Raw genomic sequence first — 22,044 nt, 5'->3', positions numbered from 1 at the left:
TGCATGGCATGGTCGAACCCCAGCTGCATCGCGTTACTTTGCCCAATGGGCTGCGCGTGGTGTTGGCACCGGACTCGGCGGCGGGCCAAGCGTCGTCGGGGCAGGCCCCTGTGGTCGGTGTCAGCGTGCACTACGACGTGGGCTTCCGCTCGGAACCGGAAGGGCGCACCGGTTTCGCGCACCTCTTCGAGCATTTGATGTTCCAAGGCAGCGAGAGCTTGGAGAAGCTCGCGCACTTCCGGCACGTCCAGGGCTCCGGCGGCACCTTCAACGGTTCGACGCACCAGGACTACACCGACTACTACCAGGTGCTGCCGTCGGCGGCGCTGGAGCGGGCGTTGTTCCTCGAAGCGGACCGGATGCGGGCGCCGAAGATCACCGAGGAGAACCTGCGCAACCAGGTGGACGTGGTCAAGGAGGAGATCCGCCTCAACGTCCTCAACCGCCCCTACGGCGGGTTCCCGTGGATCTTGCTGCCGCCGGTGCTGTACTCGACCTTCGCCAACGCCCACAACGGCTACGGCGACTTCACCGACCTGGAACAGGCGACCGTCGACGACTGCGCCGCGTTCTTCGACACCTACTACGCGCCGGGCAACGCGGTGCTGACGGTCTGCGGTGACCTCGACGTCGAGCGCACCATCGATCTGATCAACAAGCACTTCGGCGACGTGCCGGCGCGCGACGTCGCACCGCGGCCGTCGTTCGGCGAGCAGTTCCCGTCCGGAGAGCTGCGCGGCAAACACGTCGACGCGCACGCGCCGCTGCCCGCCGTCGCGCTGGGCTACCGCCTGCCCGACCCGGTCGGCGAGCTCGACGCCTACCTGGCGAACGTGGTGCTCGCGGCGATCTTGTCCGACGGTGACGCCGCCCGCCTGCAGCAGCGCCTGGTCTACCAGGACTCGCTGGTGGTCGACGTGCACGCCGGCTGCGGCCTGATGGGCTCCCCGCTGGACGCCCGCGACCCGGACACCTTCACCGTGACCGCGATCCACACGCCGGAGGTCGGCCTCGACCGGGTGATCGGAGCGGTCGACGAGGAGCTGGAGAAGCTGGCCGCCGACGGTCCCAGCGAGGACGAGCTGTCCCGCGTCACGGCGCGCTGGTCCGCCAGCCTGTACCGAGGGCACGACCGGGTGGTCACCCGGACTCTCGACCTGGGCAGCGCCGAGTTGCTGCACGGCCGCGCGGAGCTGATCTCCGAGCTGCCGAAGCGGATCGGCCAGGTCCGCGCGGAGGACGTCGCGGCGGCCGCGAAGGCGTTGCGGCCGGAGGCGCGAGCGGTGCTGGAGATCGAACCCGCAGGTGACGAGAACGCGACAGGAGGTGCGGCATGACCCCCGCAAAGCACCGCAGCGCCGAGGAGATCGGCCGCACCGAGCTCGGCCCGCGCCCGCTGCCGCAGCTCGGTGAGCCCCGCACCGGCCGCGCACCGGCCGTCGTGGACACCGTGCTGGACAACGGCCTGCGGGTGATCGCCGCCCGGCACGGCGTGGTCCCGATGGTCGAACTGCGCCTGCGGATCCCGTTCGCCGGCGAGGACCCGAAGCACCCGGCCCGCGCCGAGCTGCTGGCCGAGACGCTGCTGACCGGCACGGAGCGCCGCAACCGGGTGCAGATGGACACCGACCTGGCCGCGGTGGGCGCCGATCTGAGCTCGGTCGTCGACCCGGAGCGGCTCAGCATCACCGGCGACGCGCTGGCCACCGGGCTGGACACCCTGCTCGACGTGCTCGCGGACGCGCTGACCGGCGCGGTGTACCGCGACGAGGAGATCGAGGGGGAGCGCGCCCGGCTGGTCGAGCGGATCACGGTCGCGCGATCGCAGCCGCGGATGATCGCCCGCGAGGAGCTGCAGCGCCACCGCTACGGCGACCACCCGTTCGTCCGCGAGGTGCCGGTGGCCGAGGACGTCGCCGCGGTCACCGCCGAGGAGGTCCGCACCCTGCACCGCGAGTCGGTGCTGCCGCGCGGCTCGGTGCTGGTGCTGGTCGGCGACATCGACCCGGATCAGGCGGTGGCGGCCGTCGCGCGCAACCTGGCGGACTGGCAGTCCGAGGACAGCGCGCGGGAGCTCCCGTCGCTGCCCGCAGTTCAGGGTGGTGACGTGCGGCTGGTGCACCGGCCCGGCGCGGTGCAGTCGCAGCTGCGCTTCTCCGCGCAGGCGCTGCCGCGCACGGACCCGCAGTACCCGGCGCTGCAGATCGCGAACCTGGTCTTCGGCGGCTACTTCTCCTCGCGGTTGGTGGAGAACATCCGCGAGGACAAGGGCTACACCTACGGCGCGCACTCGTCGTTCGAGTTCACCCGGGGCAACGGCACGGTCCTCGTCGACGCCGACACCGCCAGCGAGGTCACCGCGGCCGCGCTGCTGGAGACCCGGTACGAGCTGGCGAGGCTTGCGCTGGTGCCGCCGACCGAGTCGGAAGTGGAGTCGGCCCGGCAGTACGCCATCGGAAGCCTGCTGACCTCCACGGCCTCGCAGGCCGGGATGGCGTCCACGCTCGCCGCGCTGGCCACGGCGGGGTTGGCGCAGGACTGGCTGGTCTCGCACCCCGAGCGGTTGCGGGCGGTCACGGTCGAGCAGGTGGCCGAGGCGGCGAGCTTGTTCGCGCCCACGTCGTTCACCGGAGTGGTCGTCGGCGACGCGGACAAGCTCGCCGACCAGCTGCGGCTGCTCGGGGGAGTGGTGCTGCCATGACGCGGTTAGACGGTGAGGCGGGCAGATGACTACCGAGGTATTGGCCGGGGCGGGTTTCCAGCTGGATTCCGCGCCCCTGCTGTCCAGGTCCACAGTGGACCGCAGAGAGACGCTGCGGGACGCCCCGGACGGCGGGGCCCAGCTGTGGGCCACCGGACGGGTCGTGCTGGTGGACGCCAAGGGACGCACTCAGATCGGCCAGGATTCGCGGCTCGTGGTGCACCCTGCGACGGACTTCGGCGAAGGCCCGGTCCCCAACGCCGTCCTGCTCGGCGTCGAGGACGAGATCGGCTACTGGGGTTTGCGCAGCGAGCGCGACGGAGCCCAGGACGACTGGCGGGACCTGCGCACCGGCGGTTGTCTGCTCAACGACACCGACGCCGGTCTGTTCACCACCGCTGTCGGCCTCCTCAGCTGGCACGACAATGCCCGCTACTGCGCGGTGTGCGGCGCGGCGACGAAGCGGGTCCGCGCGGGGTGGGCCCGGCGTTGCACGGGCTGCGATCGCGAGGAGTACCCGCGCACCGACCCGGCCGTCATCTGCCTGGTGCACGACGGCGCGGATCGCGTCCTGCTGGCCCGCCAGCCGATCTGGCCGCCGGAGCGGTACTCGGTGCTCGCCGGTTTCGTCGAGTCCGGTGAGTCGCTGGAGGCCTGCGTCTCGCGCGAGATCGCGGAGGAAGTCGGGGTGGCGGTCTCGGACGTCCGCTACCTCGGCAGCCAGCCGTGGCCGTTCCCGCGGTCGCTGATGCTGGGCTTCGCCGCGATCGCGGACCCGTCGGCGCCGCTGATTCCGGCGGACGGGGAGATCGAGGACGCCCGCTGGGTGCACCGCGACACGGTCCGGGCGGCCCTGGAGTCCGAGGGCGAGGCGGTCGACGGCTTGCGCCTGCCGCCGGGGGTGTCCATCGCCTACCGCATGATCAAGGGCTGGGCCACCTGGCAGGACTGATGCGAGGAGCCGGTCGGGACCTTCCCGGCCGGCTCCGCGCGTCCGCATGAGCAGCCCTCCTCCGCAGTTCAGCGCGGCTGCGGGCCCGGTTCTCGCCGGCGGATCACGGCCGACACGCGGTTGCGGGTGCCGGGGTGTGGCCTCGAACGCGGGAGCAGGTCTGCGAAGATGCCGGGCATGACCGAACAGCCGCGACTCCTGGAAGGTTTGGATCCGGAGCAGCGGCAGGCGGTCGTCGCACCACGCGGCCCCGTGTGCGTCCTGGCAGGCGCAGGCACCGGGAAGACGCGCACGATCACCCATCGCATCGCCTATCTCGTGCAGCGCGGCCTCGTCGCGCCGCAGCAGGTGCTCGCGGTGACCTTCACCGCCCGGGCGGCGGGGGAGATGCGCACCCGGCTGCGCGCGCTCGGCGGGGCCGGCGTCCAGGCGCAGACCTTCCACGCCGCGGCCTTCCGGCAGCTGCGCTACTTCTGGCCGCGCGTGCACGAGACGCAGATGTGGCAGCTGACGGACAACAAGTTCCGGCTGGTCATGCAGGCGGCGAACAAGCTCGGGCTGTCCACCGAGCGGGAGGACGTGCGGGACCTGGCCGGCGAGATCGAGTGGGCCAAGTCGTCGCTGATCGGGCCCGAGCAGTACCCGGCAGCCGCGGCCGCCGCCGGGCGGGAGACACCGGTGCTCCCGGAGCAGCTCAGCAAGGCCTTCGCGGCCTACGAGCAGCTCAAGAACCGGGCGCAGATGCTGGACTTCGACGATCTGCTGCTGCACATCGCGGCGATCCTGGACGACCAGCCGGAGATCGCCGAGGAGTTCCGCGGCCGGTACCGGTCGTTCGTCGTGGACGAGTACCAGGACGTCAACCCGCTGCAGCAGCGGGTGCTCGACTCGTGGGTGGGCAACCGCGACGACCTCACGGTGGTGGGCGACGCGAACCAGACGATCTACTCGTTCGCCGGCGCGTCGCCGAAGTGGCTGATCGGCTTCCCACGCAAGTACCCGGAGGCGACGGTGGTGCGCCTGGAGCGGGACTACCGGTCGACGCCGCAGGTGGTGGGCCTGGCCAACCAGGTCATCGGCGCGGCGCGGGAACGGCCGGCGGGCACCCGGCTGAAGCTGGTCGGGCAGCGCCCGCACGGGCCCCGGCCGGATTTCGCCGAGTACGACGACGAGACCGACGAGGCCGAGGCGATCGCGCGCAAGATCGCTCAGTTGGCCAAGCGAGGCGTCGCGCTGTCGGAGATCGCGGTGCTGTTCCGGGTCAACGCGCAGTCGGAGGTCTACGAGAAGGCGCTGTCCGACGCCGAGATCCCCTACCAGGTGCGCGGTGGCGAACGGTTCTTCGCGCGGGCGGAGGTGCGGCAGGCGATGGCCACGCTGCGCACCGCGATCGCGCACGGCGCCGATGAGGAAGACCTGCCCGCGACCGTCCGTTCCGTGCTCCGCGAAGTCGGCCTGACCGACGAGCCGCCTGCCGGTGGCGCCGCGCGTGAGCGGTGGGAGTCGTTGATCGCGCTGGTGGAGCTCGCGGAGGAGCTGACCGCCGCGGAGCCCGACGCGGGGCTGGCCCGCTACGTCGCGGAACTCGACGCGCGCGCCGAGTCCCAGCATCCGCCGACCGTCGAGGGCGTCACCCTGGCCTCGCTGCACGCGGCCAAGGGCCTCGAATGGGATGCGGTGTTCCTGGTGGGCCTGGTCGAGGGAACCCTGCCGATCATGCACGCCGACACCGACGCGGCCGTCGAGGAGGAACGCCGTCTGCTTTACGTCGGGGTCACCCGCGCCCGCGAGCACCTCTACCTGTCGTGGGCGCTGGCGCGCGCCGGTGGCCGCCGCTACCGCCGGCGCAGCCGCTTCCTGTACAGCCTGGTGCCGGACGAACATCCGGCGGCGCTGCCCAACAAGGTCAAGCAGCGCGAGCTGATGTCGCGGCCGAAGGCCGCGAAGCCGCATTGCCGCATCTGCAACGCCGCCCTGACGGGCACGATGGACATCAAGCTCGGCCGCTGCGCGGACTGCCCGTCTGATGTGGACGAAGATTTGCTGTCGCAGTTGAAGGCGTGGCGCAGCGAGCGGGCCCGGCAGCTGAAGGTGCCCGCCTACGTGGTGTTCACCGACGCGACGCTGACCGCGCTCGCCGAGCAGCGGCCGCTGGACGCGAGCGCGATGGTGGGCATCTCCGGGATCGGGGCCTCGAAGCTCCAGAAGTTCGGTTCCGACGTGCTCGCCCTGATCCAGGGTGACCGCCGAGACACGCGCTGAAACGCCTGGTCGCACGGCTTTTTCAAGCGATCGAGCGGATTCTTCGAAAAATACGTTGCGACCGGCACGGTGGTGCCAATAACCTGCAAGAGCGCGAGCCGTGGTTGGGAGAAACCGCGGCCCTGATCCCCGAAGGGAGGTGGCCTTGGTGTCCACGATTCTGATGTCGAGCACCCCGAGCCACCTCATGGCCGGGGCCATCGCGCCGTTCCACGTCACTTTCGCGCCATTCCCAGCTGCTGCCGAGCACGAAGCCGGCTATGGCCGAAAGTTCCAGCCGCGCTGGTTCAACGCGATCCCGCTGACTGTTGTCGACCCATGTCGGTCCGTTCGTAGGCGATTCCTCGATCCACTGATCTAGGAACGTCTCTCAGGCTTCTTGAAGGCCGCGGACCCGCAACGGGTCCGCGGCCTTCTTGTCGTTCCTGTTTTCCCTTCATTCACAACCTGCCGCCGATCAACTACTGGAGGAAGTTTCATGTTGACCGCGAGTGTGCCGATATCCAGCTCGGCCGAGGGCTTGCTGGCAGACGAGGACACCGTGGCCGGCCTGTTCGGCAGCCCCGCGACGCTCGAAAGCCGACTGCCCTGCCGCCAGGACCCCGACCTGTGGTTCGCCGAGAACCCGCGGGAGCTGGACCAGGCCAAGTCGCTGTGCGCCGCCTGCCCGATCAAGGCCGAGTGCCTGGCCGGGGCGCTGTCCCGCGGCGAGCCGTGGGGCGTCTGGGGTGGCGAGATCTTCGAGCGCGGCGCGGTGGTCGCCCGCAAGCGTCCGCGCGGCCGTCCGCGCAAGCACCCGCTGCCCGCCGACACCCCGGCCGCGGGCCGGCCCGCGCGGCGAGGCCAGGAGCGAGCGGCATGACCTACCACCGAACCATCGACCCCATCACCGGCAACCGGATCAAGAGCGAGGTACGCATGTTCATGCCCGAGGACCTGTCCCGGATACGAAGTAACGAGCTGATCGACGAGGCTCATCGACATCGGTTAGCCCGGGAGATCTCGGCCGGCCGCTGGTGGCGCTGGCTCGCCGACTACGCCGGTCGGCGCGCGCAGCAGGCATCGCGATGTCCGTGAGCCGCCCGAGATCGGGATCGGCTCGATAGCATTCGATAGCGGTGCAATTCTGAATTGGCTTGCGCCGCAACGGATTCCAGTCGTCGTTCCATGCGGACTTCCCGGCCGCGCCCGCCGGTCGGGAAGTCCGCGATCCCGGCGACCGGAATCCCTTGCGCAGGACGAGACTCGATGCGCTCGAGCGCTCGCGCACCTTGACAACACGGAGCACCGGCCGGGGCATTGCCCGTATCGTGATGCCCCGTGACTGGACACTCGCACGACAACATCGACTGGGACGAGCACCTGCAGCGGCTCCGGGACGGCGATGAGCTGAACGCGCCGGAGATCGCCGAACTCGTCGCGAAGCTGCTGCGCCCGACCGATCGCAACGTGATCGAGATAGGCGCCGGGGCGGGTGGCACGGCGGCGGCGTTCGCGGCGGAGTTGGCGGATTCCGGTGGTGCGCTGACCGTCGTGGACACGGCGCCGCAACTGCTCGCGGCGGCGGAAGCCCGCGTCAAGCAGGTCTCCGACCGGGTCGAGGTTCACGCCGTCCAAGCGGACGCCGCCGACGACTCGCTCGCGGAGGCCATCGCGAAGGCCGGGGCGCCCGCGCAGGCCGACGTGGTCTTCGCGGCGTTCGTCGTGCACCACCTGCCCGATCAGCTGGCCGGCGTGCGCCGGCTGGCGAACCTGGTGCGCCCGGGCGGGAGGCTGGCGATCGTCGAGTTCGGGCTCGAAACGAAGGTGCTGCCGCCGGACGTCGGCCTCGCCGAACCGGGGCTGGAAGCCCGGTTGACCGCCGCCCGCCAGGACTGGTTCCGGCAGATGCGGGCGGAGATGACCGGCACGGTCCGGATGCCGATGGGGTGGGGCAAGGCGCTGTCCGAGGCGGGCCTGGCCGACGTGCGCTCGTGGAGCTACCTCGTGGACCGCCCGGCTCCGGTGTCCGGAGTAGCCCTGCAGGCGGTGCTCCGCCGGTTGCAGTTCCTCCGCAGGGACGCGGAGAACCGCGTCGGGCCGGCGGACCTGGCGGCGCTGGACGAGCTCCTCGACGAATCCGGCGAGCACTACGCCGGAACCCGCGACGACGTGTACTACCTGACGGCCAACACGGTCCACCTCGGCACCCGGCCGGCGAGCTGAGGCCCACCCGGTCCGCGGTCCGCGAGTAAGCGATCAGTCGGAGAAGCCCGGCTGCCACCGGGCGATGATGTCGCGGGCGCCGACCTCGGCGTCGAGCTGGCAGAGGATCCCGGTGGCGCCCAGCGTGACCCGGTGGATCAGCAGGTAGTCCGGCGGCAGGTTCAGCGACCGTCCGGTCCGGAAGTCCGGGCTGCGCAGGTCGCCGACCCGCTCGGCCTGGCGCTGCAACCAGCGCCGGGTGAAGTGGAACATCGGCGTGCGGACCGGGTCCACGAACGGCGCCAGGTAGGCCAGCACGTCATCGGCCTGGATCTCCCGATCGGCCTGCACGAACCGCTCCGCGCGCAGCAATTCCAGCAGCTCGTCGGACTTGTCCTCCAGGGCGAGCCGGACCATGCGGCCGAACGTCGCGGGCACACCGTCGGGCAGCCGGGAGACCGCGCCGAAGTCGATCACGCAGAGCCGACCGTCCGGCATCAGCATGAAGTTGCCGGGATGCGGGTCGGCGTGCAGCAGGCCCGCCCGGGCGGGCGCGGAGTAGTGGAACTCGGCGAGCAGCCGCCCCGCCGCGTCGCGTTCCTCCCGTTCGCCGTCGGCGATGATCTGGGCGTACGGTTTGCCGGTCACCCACTCCGTGACGACCACCTTCGGGGCGCTGGCGATCACGGCCGGAACCAGGACGGCATCGTCGCCCCGGAACGCCTTGGCGAACGCCCGCTGGTTGTCGGCCTCGATGCGGTAGTCGAGCTCCTCGACCATCCGGTCCTGGAGTTCCGCGAGCAGCGGCTTGACCTCGGCGCCGGGGGCCAGCGACTGGAAGAGGCGGGAGAAGCGGATCAGCTGGCGCAGGTCGGAGCGCAGCGCCTCGTCCGCGCCCGGGTACTGGACCTTGACCGCGACCTCGCGTCCGTCGTGCCAGGTCGCCCGGTGCACCTGCCCGATGCTCGCCGCCGCGGCGGGGGTGTCGTCGAACTCGGCGAACCGCTTCCGCCAGGCGGAGCCCAGCTGCTCGGCGAGCACCCGGTGCACGCTGCTCGCGGGCATCGGCGGTGCCGCGGATTGCAGCTTGGTCAGCGCCTCGCGGTACGGGCCGGCCATCTCGTCCGGCACAGCGGCCTCGAACACGCTCAGCGCCTGGCCGAACTTCATCGCGCCGCCCTTGAGCTGGCCGAGGACCGCGAACACCTGCTCAGCGGTCTTGGCCGACACCTCGGCGCTGATCTCTGCCGGGTTCTGCCCGGTGAGCCGCTTCCCCCACCCGGCGGCCAGGCGGCCGGCGACACCGAGCGGCAGGCTGGCGAGCTTCGCGGTGCGGTGTGCCGCCCGGCGGGGAATGTCGGCCACGAATTCTCCTTGATGCGCGCAGGAAAACCCTCTCGACGTCCGAAGAGGTATTCGAAATCGAGAAACCCAGTCACATGCTAGAGGTTCCCTGCGGCACCTTGGGGCGTGATCGACGTGTTGGCCGTCAGGTTTGCGCCACCGGTCGCATTCGCGATTCCGCCGGACAAGGGCAAACAGGTCGGCTCCTCAGCCCTCCAGGCCGAGCTGAACACGGATGTATCCCCCTGGCTCCGGCGCGGCGGATGCGATGTCGAACGCCGGAGCGAAGCGTCGGAGATGCGGGCGGGTGGGCGGCCTGAGCGGCGGCCCACCCGTGCCCGGTCACGCCTTGCCGAGGATGCGGGTCATCTTGGTGCCGCAGACCGGGCAGGTGCCCTTCGCCATTCGGCGACCGTTGGTCTCCGAGACCTCGCCGGAAAAGTCGCGCTTCTCCCGGCACTTCACGCAGTAGCCGTTGTACGTCTCGGCCACGGCTCCCCTCCTTCATGTCGTGATCCAGCGTCGTTGCTGGCTCGTCTGCCCACCTCCGGGCGGCTGGGGGAACGGTACATGTGGGCCATTCGACATGCATGCATTACGAGCATCGCATGTTCGACTTAACGGAGTAATCCCTCGGGGGATCACGATGCGTGAGCGCTGAGGTCCGGCTCACAGCGCGGGCCGTTTGTCGGGCGCACTCGCTAAGGTCCACTCCCGTGGCTGAACCCCAGGTCGAGGTGCGCCGCAGCAAGCGCCGCCGACAGACGGTGAGCGCCTATCGCGACGGTGACAAGATCGTGGTGCTTCTCCCGGCGCGGATGAGCCGCGCGGAGGAAAAGCGCTGGGTGGCGGACATGCTCAGCCGCCTGCAACGCAGCGAGACACGTCGGCGCTCGCCCGCGCGGGAGTCCGACGAAGCACTGATCCAGCGGTGCCGCGAGCTGTCCGCGAAGTACCTCGACGGCCGGGCGCAACCGCAGGGTGTTCGGTGGGTGCCACCGATGCGCACGAGGTGGGCTTCCTGCACGCCCAGCGACGCCACCATTCGGGTGAGTCAGCGCCTCCGAGATGTACCCGGATGGGTGCTCGATTACGTGCTCGTGCACGAGCTCGCGCACCTGCTGGTGCCCGGCCACGGGGCCGACTTCTGGAAGTGGGTGCGCCGCTACCCGAAGACCGAGCGGGCCATCGGCTACCTGGAGGGGGTGTCCGCGGCCGTCCAGCTCGGCATCGGGCTGGACGACGACGCGGAAGAGGCCGAAGCCCGCACATGACGAGAGGCACCTCCGGGAGTCCGGAAGTGCCCCGTCCGCGCTCGGTCAGTTCTCGTCGCGCTTCGGCGAATCGTCGCCCTCGTCGTCGGACTTCGCCGCCTCGTCGGCCTCGGCGCGGCGGATCGCGGCGATCGGGTCGTCCAGGTCCGCGGAGCCCGAGCCCCAGCGATCGGCGAAGTCCAGCGGCTCGTCCAGGTCCGAGCTGTCCGGCAGCAGGTCGGGGTGGTCCCAGATCCGGTCCCGGCTCTCGACGCCGTGCCGCTCGGTCATCAGCCGCCACAGGTTCGCGGCGTCGCGCATCCGGCGGGGCCGCAGCTCCAGGCCGATGAGCGTGGCGAAGGTCTGCTCCGCCGGCCCGCCGGTCGCGCGCCGCCGCCGGACGGTCTCGCCCAGCGCGCCGGCACCTGGCAGCCGCTCGCCGATGGCATCGGCGACGACCACGTCGACCCAGCCTTCGACGAGCGCGAGCAGCGTCTCCAGCCGGTTCAGCGCGGCCTGCTGCTCGGGAGTGGTCTTGGGTTCGAGCATCCCGGAGCCCATCAGCTCCTGCATCGAGCTCGGGTTGGTCGGGTCGACCTTGCCGGCCAGGTCCTCCAGCGCCGAGGTGTCGATGTGGATGCCGCGGGCGTACTCCTCCACGGTCGCAAGCAGCCGCTGGCCGAGCCACGGGACGTGGCTGAACAGCCGGTGGTGCGCGGCCTCGCGGGCGGCGAGGAACACGGTCGCCTCGCTGATCGGCCGGTCCAGGCCCTCGATGAAGCGCTCGATGTTCGCGGGCAGCAGCGCCGCGGTACCGGCCGGGGCGAGCGGCAGGCCGACGTCGGTGGAGGTCAGCACCTCGCCGCCGAGCTGGGCGAGGCCGTTGCCGAGCTGCGAGCCGAAGGTCATCCCTCCCATCTGGCCGAGCATCGACAGCAGCGGGCCCGCGGCCTGCTTCGCCTCCTCCGGCAGCGCTTCCAGCCAGGCGCTGGACATCCGCTGCGCGACCGGGTCGCACAGCCGCTGCCAGGTGGGCAGGGTCTTCTCCACCCAGTCCACCGACGACCAGGTCTGCACCGACCGGACGCCGGCGGGCAGCGAGGTGGTGGCGTCGAGCCACAGCTCCGCCAGCCGGACCGCGTCCTCGATCGCCTTGACCTGGTCCTGGCTCGGGCGTTCGGTGCGCTGGTTGTTGTGCAGCTGCTGCACCGCGAGTTGCTTGGCGAGCTCGTAGTTCACCGGGCCGGAGCCGCTGCCGCCGGAATGGCTGAGCGCCTGGCCGAGTTGGGTCAACATCTGGCCGAGCTGGCCGATGTCGAAGTTCGGCATGCCGCCCGGTCCCGGCATGCCGCCGAAGCCGAAACCGGGCATGTCCCCGGAGCCTCCGGCGCCGCCCTCAGAGCGGCCTTGCGACGAGTCGCCCTTGTCGGGATCGTCGGGGTCCTGCGAGCTGAACCCGAACGGCAAGTTGGTCATAGTTCCACGGTACGCGGCCTTCGCCACCTCACAGAAGGTGTCCGGAGCTCGCTGGACGCGAACACGTACGCTGTCACCTCGTGAACCGCCGTACGTGGACGCTGCTGACAAGTGTCGTACTGGTAGTCGCCTTCGGTCTGCTCGGCGCGTTCGCCCGGGTGCCGTACGTGGCGCTCGGTCCGGGGCCGACCTACGACACCCTCGGGATGGACGGGAACGTCCCCGTGATCGGCATCGACGGGCAGCAGACCTTCCCGACCGGCGGGCACCTGAACATGACGACGGTGTCGGTGACCGATCAGCTGTCCCTGTTCGGCGCGTTGGGGCTGTGGGTGAGCGGCCGGTACGCGCTGGCGCCGCGCGAGCTGTACTTCCCGCCGGACAAGACCGAGCAGGAGATCGAGCAGGAGAACACCAAGGCCTTCAGCGACTCGCAGACCACCGCCGAGACCGCGGCCCTGCGCTACCTCGGCTACCCGATGAAGGTCCTGGTCGGCGAGATCGTCAAGGGCAGCCCGGCGGACGGCGTCCTGGAGCCCGGCGATCACCTGCTGGCCGCGAACGGCAAGCCGGTCACCGATCCGGCCTCGTTGAAGGCGGCGTTGGTCGGCACCAAGGCCGGCGACCGGGTGGAGATCCGGTTCCGCCACGCCGACCAGCCCGAGCAGGTCGCGAGCGTGCAGCTGGGCCCGAACCCGGGCACTGACCCGCAGGGCTTCCTGGGCGTGGCCGCGATCGACCGGCCGGACGTCAACTTCGACATCAAGATCAGCCTGGCCGACGTGGGCGGCCCGTCCGCCGGGCTGATGTTCACCCTGGCGATCATCGACAAGCTGACGCCGGGCGAGCTCAACGGCGGTCAGTTCGTCGCGGGCACCGGCGAGATCAGCCCGACCGGCGAGGTGGGCCCGATCGGCGGCATCCCGTTCAAGATGGTCAAGGCCCGCGAAGCGGGCGCGACGACCTTCCTCGTCCCGGCCGGCAACTGCGCCGAGGCCAAGGCGCAGGCGCCGGAGGGGTTGCAGCTCGCCAAGGTCGCCAACCTCGGCGACGCGACCAAGGCCCTCGATGCCCTGCGCGGCGGCCAGGTTCCCGCCAGCTGCTGATCCGCGGCGCGGTGGAGATCGGCACGCCGACCTCCACCGCGAACCGGTCAGTCCGCGAAGGTGGCGTGGAGCGCGGTGAGCAGGTTCGGGGCCAGCGACGGGTCCTGGATGAGCTCGTCGCCGGGCTCCGAGTCGGACGCGCGCAGGCGCATCACGCACGTCTCGCCACCGTCCCGCAGCACCGCCGCGACCAGTCGCGCTTCGTGGCGGGCCGGGTGTTCGGCGGCGACCTGCCGGTCCCGCTCGCTGTCGCCGGGCAGCTCCGCCTCCGCCTCCGGCGGCAGCACCACGATCTCTTGCACCACCGCGCAGCCGGCCACCTGCTCCGGCCACGCGATGCCGCTCAACGCCTCGGCGAGGTCTTCGGCGGGCAGCGCTTCCTGCGCGATCGGGGTCAGCGGCGAGGCCGGGTCGAGCTGGTCGGCCAGCCCGGGTTCGGCGGCCAGCAGTTGGCCGGTGGGCACGAGGGCGAACACCTGGGTGGGCTGGTCCCAGCCCGCGGCGTGGACGAACTCCTCGATCTCGCGAGCGGCCGACGGCAGCGCCGCGGCCAGGTCCTCGGGGGTCTCCGGTGGCATGCCGTAATGGTCGCACCGCCGGGCCGGGCGGCCGCCGCCGGCCGATCCGATGACCTGTGAAAGATGTCCGCTTAATCCAGTTCGCGAAGCCGCTTCCAGGAACTTCACGGAGGGGTCGTAGAGTTGAACATCACGAGGGCGGCCGAACCACCGGTACCGTCCCAGGCCTGCTGATCGTCACCAGGAGCGTGCGTTGTGGCCATGCGGCCCCCGGTAGGAATGCCGAAACTGTCCCGGAGAAGCCGGATCCTGCTGATCCTCGGCGGCATCGTGCTGGTCGCCCTGATCGCCGGATCGCGAATGCTGGGCACCTACGTGGACTGGCTGTGGTTCGGTGAGGTCCACTACCGGCAGGTCTTCACCACCCAGCTGCTGTCCCGCGTCGGACTGGGGGCGGCCGCGGCGGTCTTCCTCGGCGGCGTGCTGGCCCTGAACCTGTGGCTGGCCTTCCGCAACCGGCCGGTGTTCGTGCCGGTCAGCGGCCCGGACGACCCGCTGGCCCGGTACCGCACCGTGGCCACCGAGCGCTCCCGGCTCTTCGGGCTCGGGCTGCCGATCGTGGTGGGCGTGATCGGTGGGCTCGCCGCGCAGGCCGACTGGCAGACCCTCCAGCTGTTCCTCAACAGCGTGCCGTTCGGGCAGGTCGACCCCGAGTTCGGCAAGGACATCAGCTTCTACACCTTCGAGCTGCCGTTCTGGCGGTTCCTGCTGTCGTGGGCGTTCATCGCGATCACCGTGTCCTTCATCGGCGCGCTGATCACGCACTACATCTTCGGCGGCATCCGGCTGGCCGGCCGCTCCGGGCAGCTGTCCATGCCGGCGCGGGTGCAGCTGGCCGTGCTGGCGGGCCTGTTCGTGCTGCTCAAGGCGGTCGACTACTTCCTGGACCGCTACGACCTGCTGCTGTCGCAGCGCAACCCGCTGTTCACCGGTGCCAGCTACACCGACCTGAACGCGGTGATGCCGGCGAAGCTGATCCTGATGTGCATCGCGGTGTTCTGCGCGATCGCGTTCTTCGCGGTGATCTTCCTGAAGAACCTGCAGATCCCGGCCCTGGCCACGGTGCTGCTGGTGCTCTCCAGCGTGGTGGTCGGCGCGGTGTGGCCGGCGCTGATGGAGCAGTTCTCGGTGCGCCCCAACGCGAACGAGCGGGAGGCGCAGTCGATCGAGCGCAACCTCCAGGCGACGAAGGCGGCCTTCAACATCGGCGAGCCCAACGTCCAGTTCATCGACTACCCGGGCCGCACCCAGCTGCAGCCGGCCGAAGTTGCCGCGGACAAGGGCACCATCCCGAACATCCGGCTGCTCGACCCGAACGTGCTGGCCCCGACGTTCACCCAGCTGACCCAGCAGTACAACTTCTACGGGTTCACCGACAAGCTGGACGTCGACCGGTACCGGGACGCCAACGGCCAGCTGCGCGACTACCTGGTCGCGCTGCGCGAGATCAACACCGACGGCCTGGCCGTGAACCAGCAGAACTGGATCAACCGGCACACCGTCTACACGCACGGCAACGGCTTCGTCGCCGCGCCTGCCGACCGGGTCGACTCCACGTTCAAGGAGGGCGCCACCCAGGGCGGCTACCCGGTGTTCCAGATCAGCGACGTGGCCAACAACGGCCAGGGCGCGATCCCGGTCGAGCAGCCGCGCGTGTACTACGGCGAGCTGGTGGGCCGCAACGACTACGCGATCGTCGGCGGCAACCCGGGCGAGGCGCCCCGCGAGTACGACACCGACCAGCAGCAGTACACCTACACCGGCGCGGGCGGTGTCCCGGTGGGCAACCTGTTCCAGCGCATGGTGTTCGCCGCCTACTACGGCGAGCGGAACTTCCTGTTCAGCGGCGCGATCGGCGATGACTCGAAGATCATCTACGAGCGGAACCCGCGGGAGCGGGTGCAGAAGGTCGCGCCGTGGCTCAAGCTCGACGGCGACCCGTACCCGGCCGTGGTCGGCGGCAAGGTCAAGTGGATCGTCGACGGCTACACCACGCTGAACAACTACCCGTACGCGGAGCTGACCGAGCTCGGCGAGGCCACCAACGACACCCTCACCGGCGTCGAGCGGCAGCCCAACCAGCAGATCAACTACATCCGCAACTCGGTGAAGGCGACCGTCGACGCCTACGACGGCACCGTGGACCTCTACTCGGTCGACGAGAAGGACCCGGTGCTCAAGGCATGGGAGGGCGTCTTCCCGGGCGTGGTCAAGCCGGCCAGCGAGATCACCCCTGAGCTGCGCGACCACTTCCGGTACCCGGAGGACATCTTCAAGGTGCAGCGCTCGCTGCTCACCCAGTACCACGTCGACAACCCGGGCGACTTCTTCTCGAACCAGACCTTCTGGCAGGTGCCGTCCGACCCGACCGGCCGCGGCAACACCGCCACCGCCAACGGCCAGCAGCCCCCGTACTACGTGCTCGCCCAGGTCGGCGAGCAGGGCCAGCCGCAGTTCCAGCTGACCAGCGCCCTCACCGCGCTGCGCCGCGAGAACCTGGCGGCCTGGGTGTCGGCATCCTCCGAGCCGGACAACTACGGCAAGCTGACGGTGCTGAGGCTGCCGACCAACAACTCGACACCGGGTCCGAACCAGGTCCAGAACCAGATGGAGTCGACCCCGGCGGTCACCGAGAACCGGACGCTGTTCAACAACCCGAACGTGACCGCGATCTTCGGCAACCTGCTGACCCTCCCGGTCGCGGGCGGGCTGCTGTACGTCGAGCCGATCTACATCCAGCGCAACGAGCAGAACTCCTATCCGCAGCTGGCCCGAGTGCTGGTGTCCTTCGGCGGCAAGGTCGGCTTCTCCGAGACCCTGTCCGGGGCGCTGGAGCAGGTGTTCGGCTCGGGCGCCGGACAGGCCACCAACCCGGGCCAGAACGGCCAGCAGCCGCCGCCGGCCCAGAACCAGCAGCCCCCGCAGCAGACCCCTGGCACGCCCCAGCTGTCCCAGGCGGTCACCGACATCCGGGCGGCCCTGGAGCACGTCCGCAAGGCCCAGCAGTCCGGCAACTTCGCCGACCTCGGCTCGGCCTACCAGCAGCTCGACGACGCGATCAAGCGCTTCGAGCAGGCGCAGGGCACCGGCGGCTGATCGGCAACGGCAACCGGGGCGGGGACTGCGCAGGCGGTCCCCGCCCCGTCGTCTTTCCGGCGTCCGATCGAGTGCAAATGACGTGCGTCACTTCTGTGGCCAGAGGATTTGCACTATGGTCCACCGGCCCGTAAGGTTAGTGACACAACGACGCGGGGTGGAGCAGCTCGGTAGCTCGCTGGGCTCATAACCCAGAGGTCGCAGGTTCGAATCCTGTCCCCGCTACCATTGGAATGGTCAAAGTCCCCCGACTGGCGTCGGGGGGCTTTTTTCCTTTGTCTTAATTCCTATACGGGGGCCGAGCCCCCGTAGGCCCCCACGGTGCGGTGGTCGCTTTTCGCTTGCTCCTCGCCTCGGGGAGCGTTCCCGGCCTGGGTTCTGGACCAGCCTGTTGGTTCTGTCGTGCGGATCGGTGCGGGGACTTGCGTGCGATGGGGTCTTGCGTTGGGTGGGGCTCGGCGCTTGTGGTGGTTCGGTGGTCGTTGGTCCTCTGTTGGTTGCTTGGTGGGGTTCTGGTGGTCTTGGTTGGTTTTGGCTGGTGGGGTGGGGGTTTTGGGGTTTGGGGACCCCCCTGTTTCCGGCTTTTTCGGGGTGTGTAAAGTACTCCGTACAACAGAAAAACGCACACGGCGCGGGGTGGAGCAGCTCGGTAGCTCGCTGGGCTCATAACCCAGAGGTCGCAGGTTCGAATCCTGTCCCCGCTACTATTCGAACGGAAAGCCCCCGACTTCGGTCGGGGGCTTTCCGTTTTGTCGGATCGTTCTCCTATGAGAGGCCTTTGGCCCATTGGCGGGCGCACGCCGGGGAGCAGACCCGGCCATCTCCTCGGACCGTGTTCGTCGGGCGCATCGCTCGCCCGCAGACGATGCAGGAGTCCGCTTCGCCGTCTCTCTGCATGGGCACCAGTGCCTTGGCTCGCTTCGCTTGCTCGGTGACCTTGTTGGTCATCTTGGTCTTGCTCTCGTTGACCTTGGTACGCAACCAACTGCGATGCACGCTCCGCACCTCCTGAACCGGCCCCTCATCGGCCGCCGACTGGTCGGCCAAGTGCAGGGTGCGTGTCGCCTGTCATAGTTGGGCAGCTCCAGAGCGTGATAGCACCTCATTGCGCCAGGAAGACCCCCCATCCAGGCGAACCCGGGTAATGCTCGTCGCAATGAGTGCAGCCGCCAGGCCGCCCGCGTGTGCGCCCCGTGTCCGGGGTCGCTGCTTCGCCAGTCGTCCGGAGCGCGCGCCAATGGCGCAACCGTTCGTCCACTTGGACCAGCCCACTGCAACCACTGTGGACAGAACTGGGGACCACTGTGGACAGCGACGCGGTGGCATGGCACCGTGGCAGATGTGACCGAGCTGAATGCGACATCCGCTGCCCTGTTGGGACTACTGCACGAAGGTCCGAAGACCGGTGGCCAGCTGGTTGCGGCCGCCACCGAGCGCTTCGGAGGGTTCTTCAGCGTGACCCGCAGCCAGGTTTACCGCGAGCTGCCCGCGCTGACCGACGCCGGCCTGCTGCGCCTCGGCAAGCAGGGACCGCGCTCGAGCCAGCAGTACGCGATCACGGCCGCAGGCAAGCGCGCCTTCAAGTCGTGGCTGAACACCGAGCCGGGACCGGACAACGTCCGCAGCCCGCTGATCCTCCGCCTGGCCTACTCGGGTTCCCTGACCCCGAAGCAGCGCGCCGGGCTGGTCGAGTCGGCCCGCGGCCAGTACGCGGTGAAGATGGACGAGGCGAAGAACGCCGCCAAGGCCGCGACCGACCCGTACGAGAAGGCCGCCGCGGACTTCACGGTGTCCTACAACCGGGCGATCATCAAGCTGCTGGACTCGATTCCGGACTGAACCACCCCGGACCGGGCGGTGGCGGTCGCCACAACGGCCAAAACCGCTCATGACCGGAAACGGGCCGTCCTCGTGGGCGGCCCGTGCTCGGTGAAGTACGCTGAGCACTGTGAATCCCGACGTCGCCGCCTCGCTCAAGGAACTGTCCAACACCCTCGAAGGCATCGAGAGCGTGATGGATCTGGACGCCCTGCGCGCCACTATCGCCGAGCTCGAGGCCGAGGCCGCCAAGCCGGACCTGTGGGACGACGTCGAGCACGCGCAGCGCGTCAGCAGCCAGCTCGTGCACCGGCAGGCCGAGCTGCGCAAGATCACTGAACTGCGGCAGCGCCTCGAAGACCTCGAAGTCCTCTACGAGCTCAGTGAGGACGAAGGCGACACGGCCGGGCTGTCCGAGGCCGCCGATGAGCAGGACCGCCTCCGGAAGGACCTCGAAGCCCTCGAGGTGCGCACCCTGCTCTCTGGTGAGTACGACCCGCGCGAGGCGATGGTGACCATCCGCGCCGAGGCCGGCGGCGTCGACGCTGCCGACTTCGCCGAGATGCTGATGCGCATGTACCTGCGCTGGGCCGAGCGGCACTCCTACCCGGCCGAGGTCTACGACACGTCCTACGCCGAAGAGGCCGGCCTGAAGTCGGCGACGTTCCGGGTCAACGCCCCCTACGCCTACGGCACGCTCTCCGTCGAGCAGGGCACGCACCGGCTGGTGCGCATCTCGCCGTTCGACAACCAGGGGCGGCGGCAAACCTCCTTCGCCGGCGTCGAGGTGCTGCCGGTCGTGGAGGAGACCGACCACGTCGACATCCCGGAGAAGGACATCCGCGTCGACGTCTTCCGCTCCTCCGGTCCCGGTGGGCAGAGCGTGAACACCACCGACTCCGCCGTGCGGATCACGCACGTCCCGACCGGCATCGTGGTGTCCTGCCAGAACGAGAAGTCGCAGCTGCAGAACAAGGCCGCCGCGATGCGCGTGCTCCAGTCGAAGCTGCTGGCCCGCAAGAAGGAAGAGGAGCGCGCCGAGCTGGACGCCCTCAAGGACAGCGGGTCGAGCTGGGGCAACCAGATGCGGTCCTACGTGCTGCACCCGTACCAGATGGTCAAGGACCTGCGCACCGAGCACGAGGTCGGCAACCCCGACGCGGTGCTCGACGGCGACATCGACGGGTTCCTGGAGGCCGGCATCCGCTGGCGCCGCCAGCAGCAGAGCGTGGCCTGACCTGCACCGCGCGCTAACGCCCTGACCGGCGACGAAGTCGCAGGTGATCGGTGGTTCCGCCGCCGGTCCGGGTGAGTGATGTCCCCCTAACGGTCGCAGGTAAACTCACGCCCCGTGATCCGCCTTGAGCACGTGTCCAAGACGTACAAGACGTCGACCAGGCCCGCTCTCGACGATGTCTCGGTAGGCATCGAAAAGGGCGAGTTCGTGTTCCTCATCGGGCCCTCCGGGTCCGGCAAGTCGACGTTCATGCGGCTGCTGCTGCGCGAGGACGTGCCCACCCGCGGTCAGGTCTTCGTCGCCGACTGGAACGTCGCCAAGCTGCCGCGGCGCCGCGTCCCGCGGCTGCGCCAGCGCATCGGCTGCGTGTTCCAGGACTTCCGGCTGCTGAACAACAAGACCGTCGCGGAGAACGTCGCCTTCGCGCTGGAAGTGATCGGCAAGCCCCGCAACGACATCCGCCGCGTGGTGCCGCAGGTGCTGCAACTGGTGGGGCTTGAGGGCAAGGCCGACCGGATGCCGCACGAACTCTCCGGTGGTGAGCAGCAGCGCGTGGCGATCGCTCGGGCGTTCGTCAACCGGCCGCTGGTGCTGCTCTGCGACGAGCCCACCGGAAACCTCGACCCCGACACCAGCCAGGACATCATGCTGCTGCTGGAGCGGATCAACCGCACCGGCACCACGGTCGTCATGGCCACCCACGACCACTCCATCGTCGACTCGATGCGGCGCCGCGTCGTCGAGCTCAGCCTCGGCCGGGTCATCCGCGACGATGCCCGCGGCGTCTACGGCGTCGGCCGCTAGAGAGTGTTTCGAAATTGGTTTGCGTAGCGGTGCGGGTGGCGGAACCTCAGATGCCCCCTCGCTGTGGGATCCCCGACATCATGAATGCCAATTCACCACGTCGGGGCTGTCCTCGCAGGGAGAACTCCAGGGGAGTGGGCACTGAGAACCCGCGGCGGTGCGAGTTGAGTCCCACACCGCAAGCGGCTACCGCCGCTTATAAAACACGACCTAGCCCCGACGGCGGTCGACCCGCACCTGAGGACAACACCCCCGACCGGCAGGAAAGCTGACACAAGATGCGCGCGAGCTTCGTATTCAGCGAGGTCGTCAACGGCCTTCGGCGCAACGTGACGATGACCATCGCGATGATCCTGACGACCGCCATCTCGGTCGGCCTGCTCGGCGGTGGTCTCCTCGTGGTCCGGATGATCGACAAGATGCAGGAGACCTACCAGGACCGCGTCGAGGTCGTGGTGTTCATGACGGACGACGTCAGCGCCAACGACAAGGACTGCACCCAGCAGCCGTGCGCGAACATCATGGCCGACCTCAAGCGCGTCCAGGGCGTCGAGTCGGTGAAGTACGAGGACCGGCAGAAGGCGTTCGAGAACTTCAACAAGGTCTTCGAGTCGCAGCCCGAACTGCGTGACGTGGCCCGCGCCGAGGCGATGCCCGCCTCGCTGCGCGTCAAGCTGTCCGACCAGGAGCGCTTCCCGGCGCTGCAGGAGCAGTTCAGCGGGCGGCCCGGCGTGGACAGCGTCGTCGACCAGGCCGAATACCTGAACCGCCTGTTCGACGTGCTCAACGGGGTCCGCAACGCGACGTTCTCGATCGCGCTGGTGCAGGCGCTCGCCGCGCTGCTGCTGATCTCCAACACCATCCAGCTGTCGGCGTTCACCCGGCGCACCGAGACCGGCATCATGCGCCTCGTCGGTGCCACCCGCTGGTACACGCAGCTGCCGTTCCTCCTGGAGGCCGTGGTCTCCGGCCTCATCGGCGCGGTCCTGGCGATCGGCGGCCTGCTGATCTCCAAGGCAGCCTTCATCGACCGGGTCATGTCGCCGGTGTTCGGCACGGGCATCATCCCCAACATCGAGTGGGGCGACATCGCGCTGATCTCGCCGATCCTGCTCCTCGTCGCAGCAGTGGTCTCGGCCATCACCGGTTACGTAACGCTCCGCCTGTACGTCCGGCTGTAGCGGGATTAGCGGTGCCGCGGCTCGCGTTGCAGGCTGCGGCACCGAAAGTCAC

20 protein-coding genes and 2 tRNA genes are annotated in these 22,044 nt (G+C 69.6%); 17 read left to right on the top strand and 5 right to left on the bottom strand.

The genetic code is table 11. The features are described 5' to 3' along the window. Window positions 1-8: 8 nt before the first annotated feature. The 8 genes from BLW84_RS06235 (at window position 9) to BLW84_RS06205 (ending at window position 8,120) form a co-directional block, all read left to right on the top strand. The gene (locus BLW84_RS06235; RefSeq protein ID WP_093262275.1) at window positions 9-1,337 is read left to right on the top strand and encodes a M16 family metallopeptidase; all 1,329 of its coding nucleotides are present in this window, start codon (window positions 9-11) and stop codon (window positions 1,335-1,337) included. After that, entirely contained in the window at window positions 1,334-2,701 is a 1,368-nt protein-coding gene (locus tag BLW84_RS06230; protein ID WP_093262273.1) for a M16 family metallopeptidase, read from the top strand. Before BLW84_RS06235 ends, BLW84_RS06230 begins: the two co-directional genes overlap by 4 nt. Before the next feature lie 25 nt (window positions 2,702-2,726). After that, window positions 2,727-3,653 carry an NAD(+) diphosphatase gene (gene nudC / locus BLW84_RS06225; protein WP_093262271.1) on the top strand — a complete coding sequence of 309 codons (927 nt, stop codon included), beginning with the start codon at window positions 2,727-2,729 and terminating at the stop codon, window positions 3,651-3,653. A 177-nt stretch (window positions 3,654-3,830) separates the two neighbouring features. Continuing rightward, window positions 3,831-5,915, top strand: coding sequence for an ATP-dependent DNA helicase UvrD2 (locus BLW84_RS06220; RefSeq protein WP_093262430.1), 2,085 nt, complete (start codon window positions 3,831-3,833; stop codon window positions 5,913-5,915). A 148-nt stretch (window positions 5,916-6,063) separates the two neighbouring features. Next, a complete protein-coding gene (locus BLW84_RS46015) occupies window positions 6,064-6,276 on the top strand; it encodes a hypothetical protein (RefSeq protein ID WP_143060870.1) in 213 nt (70 codons plus the stop codon). 117 nt (window positions 6,277-6,393) lie between these two features. Continuing rightward, window positions 6,394-6,777: a WhiB family transcriptional regulator gene (locus BLW84_RS06215; protein WP_093262269.1), complete on the top strand. Its 384-nt coding sequence runs from the start codon at window positions 6,394-6,396 to the stop codon at window positions 6,775-6,777. After that, a complete protein-coding gene (locus tag BLW84_RS06210; protein WP_093262267.1) occupies window positions 6,774-6,992 on the top strand; it encodes a hypothetical protein in 219 nt (72 codons plus the stop codon). Before BLW84_RS06215 ends, BLW84_RS06210 begins: the two co-directional genes overlap by 4 nt. 243 nt (window positions 6,993-7,235) lie before the next feature. Next, complete coding sequence (locus tag BLW84_RS06205) at window positions 7,236-8,120, top strand: methyltransferase (protein WP_093262265.1); 885 nt, start codon at window positions 7,236-7,238, stop codon at window positions 8,118-8,120. Between the two features lie 33 nt (window positions 8,121-8,153). Here BLW84_RS06205 and BLW84_RS06200 read toward each other — a convergent pair whose 3' ends face one another. After that, on the bottom strand, window positions 8,154-9,464 hold the full coding sequence (locus BLW84_RS06200) for an ABC1 kinase family protein (protein WP_093262262.1): 1,311 nt from the start codon (window positions 9,462-9,464) through the stop codon (window positions 8,154-8,156). Window positions 9,465-9,785: 321 nt separating this feature from the next. Further along, entirely contained in the window at window positions 9,786-9,935 is a 150-nt protein-coding gene (locus tag BLW84_RS47265; RefSeq protein WP_010693945.1) for a DUF5679 domain-containing protein, read from the bottom strand. Window positions 9,936-10,159: 224 nt separating this feature from the next. Between BLW84_RS47265 and BLW84_RS06195 the strand changes: the two genes are divergently transcribed. Then, entirely contained in the window at window positions 10,160-10,717 is a 558-nt protein-coding gene (locus tag BLW84_RS06195; RefSeq protein WP_093262260.1) for a M48 metallopeptidase family protein, read from the top strand. Window positions 10,718-10,762: 45 nt separating this feature from the next. Here the strand turns inward: BLW84_RS06195 and BLW84_RS06190 are convergent, their stop codons facing one another. Next, window positions 10,763-12,172: a zinc-dependent metalloprotease gene (locus BLW84_RS06190; RefSeq protein ID WP_093262258.1), complete on the bottom strand. Its 1,410-nt coding sequence runs from the start codon at window positions 12,170-12,172 to the stop codon at window positions 10,763-10,765. A gap of 80 nt (window positions 12,173-12,252) precedes the next feature. Here BLW84_RS06190 and BLW84_RS06185 point away from each other — a divergent pair, with 80 nt between their 5' ends. Further along, the gene (locus tag BLW84_RS06185) at window positions 12,253-13,278 is read left to right on the top strand and encodes a YlbL family protein (RefSeq protein ID WP_093262256.1); all 1,026 of its coding nucleotides are present in this window, start codon (window positions 12,253-12,255) and stop codon (window positions 13,276-13,278) included. A gap of 47 nt (window positions 13,279-13,325) precedes the next feature. On the opposite strand, the gene BLW84_RS06180 is transcribed toward BLW84_RS06185, so the two are convergent. Beyond that, window positions 13,326-13,856, bottom strand: a complete 531-nt coding sequence (locus BLW84_RS06180) for a PPA1309 family protein (protein ID WP_093262254.1) — start codon at window positions 13,854-13,856, stop codon at window positions 13,326-13,328. Window positions 13,857-14,057: 201 nt separating this feature from the next. On the opposite strand from BLW84_RS06180, the gene BLW84_RS06175 reads away from it, so the two are divergent. From BLW84_RS06175 to BLW84_RS06165, 3 genes are all read left to right on the top strand, one after another. Then, window positions 14,058-16,952 carry a UPF0182 family protein gene (locus BLW84_RS06175; protein WP_093262428.1) on the top strand — a complete coding sequence of 965 codons (2,895 nt, stop codon included), beginning with the start codon at window positions 14,058-14,060 and terminating at the stop codon, window positions 16,950-16,952. Between the two features lie 151 nt (window positions 16,953-17,103). Then, window positions 17,104-17,180: transfer RNA gene (locus tag BLW84_RS06170), tRNA-Met, on the top strand. A 402-nt stretch (window positions 17,181-17,582) separates the two neighbouring features. Further along, window positions 17,583-17,656 (top strand) — tRNA-Met (locus tag BLW84_RS06165). A gap of 61 nt (window positions 17,657-17,717) precedes the next feature. Here BLW84_RS06165 and BLW84_RS06160 read toward each other — a convergent pair. Beyond that, window positions 17,718-17,999: a hypothetical protein gene (locus tag BLW84_RS06160; protein WP_245760961.1), complete on the bottom strand. Its 282-nt coding sequence runs from the start codon at window positions 17,997-17,999 to the stop codon at window positions 17,718-17,720. A gap of 294 nt (window positions 18,000-18,293) precedes the next feature. Here BLW84_RS06160 and BLW84_RS06155 point away from each other — a divergent pair, with 294 nt between their 5' ends. The 4 genes from BLW84_RS06155 to ftsX all read left to right on the top strand — a co-directional run bounded on the left by BLW84_RS06155 (window position 18,294) and on the right by ftsX (window position 21,992). Further along, on the top strand, window positions 18,294-18,791 hold the full coding sequence (locus BLW84_RS06155) for a PadR family transcriptional regulator (protein ID WP_177226309.1): 498 nt from the start codon (window positions 18,294-18,296) through the stop codon (window positions 18,789-18,791). Between the two features lie 109 nt (window positions 18,792-18,900). Then, window positions 18,901-20,007 carry a peptide chain release factor 2 gene (prfB, locus tag BLW84_RS06150; RefSeq protein WP_093262252.1) on the top strand — a complete coding sequence of 369 codons (1,107 nt, stop codon included), beginning with the start codon at window positions 18,901-18,903 and terminating at the stop codon, window positions 20,005-20,007. A 114-nt stretch (window positions 20,008-20,121) separates the two neighbouring features. Then, a complete protein-coding gene (ftsE, locus tag BLW84_RS06145) occupies window positions 20,122-20,811 on the top strand; it encodes a cell division ATP-binding protein FtsE (protein WP_093262250.1) in 690 nt (229 codons plus the stop codon). 278 nt (window positions 20,812-21,089) lie between these two features. After that, a complete protein-coding gene (gene ftsX / locus BLW84_RS06140; RefSeq protein ID WP_093262248.1) occupies window positions 21,090-21,992 on the top strand; it encodes a permease-like cell division protein FtsX in 903 nt (300 codons plus the stop codon). Window positions 21,993-22,044: the final 52 nt, after the last annotated feature.

Origin of the sequence: Saccharopolyspora shandongensis, from assembly GCF_900106995.1 — a bacterium.
Classification (GTDB): domain Bacteria; phylum Actinomycetota; class Actinomycetes; order Mycobacteriales; family Pseudonocardiaceae; genus Saccharopolyspora; species Saccharopolyspora shandongensis.
This window is presented reverse-complemented; position numbering and strand designations above follow the sequence as displayed.

Bases quoted from the DNA above. Each gene is read 5' to 3' on its own strand.
- BLW84_RS06235 (WP_093262275.1), top strand. From the start codon at position 9: ATGGTCGAACCCCAGCTGCATCGCGTTACTTTGCCCAATGGGCTGCGC.
- BLW84_RS06230 (WP_093262273.1), top strand. From the start codon at position 1,334: ATGACCCCCGCAAAGCACCGCAGCGCCGAGGAGATCGGCCGCACCGAG.
- nudC (WP_093262271.1), top strand. From the start codon at position 2,727: ATGACTACCGAGGTATTGGCCGGGGCGGGTTTCCAGCTGGATTCCGCG.
- BLW84_RS06220 (WP_093262430.1), top strand. From the start codon at position 3,831: ATGACCGAACAGCCGCGACTCCTGGAAGGTTTGGATCCGGAGCAGCGG.
- BLW84_RS06215 (WP_093262269.1), top strand. From the start codon at position 6,394: ATGTTGACCGCGAGTGTGCCGATATCCAGCTCGGCCGAGGGCTTGCTG.
- BLW84_RS06210 (WP_093262267.1), top strand. From the start codon at position 6,774: ATGACCTACCACCGAACCATCGACCCCATCACCGGCAACCGGATCAAG.
- BLW84_RS06190 (WP_093262258.1), bottom strand. From the start codon at position 12,172: ATGACCAACTTGCCGTTCGGGTTCAGCTCGCAGGACCCCGACGATCCC.
- BLW84_RS06180 (WP_093262254.1), bottom strand. From the start codon at position 13,856: ATGCCACCGGAGACCCCCGAGGACCTGGCCGCGGCGCTGCCGTCGGCC.
- BLW84_RS06175 (WP_093262428.1), top strand. From the start codon at position 14,058: ATGCGGCCCCCGGTAGGAATGCCGAAACTGTCCCGGAGAAGCCGGATC.
- ftsX (WP_093262248.1), top strand. From the start codon at position 21,090: ATGCGCGCGAGCTTCGTATTCAGCGAGGTCGTCAACGGCCTTCGGCGC.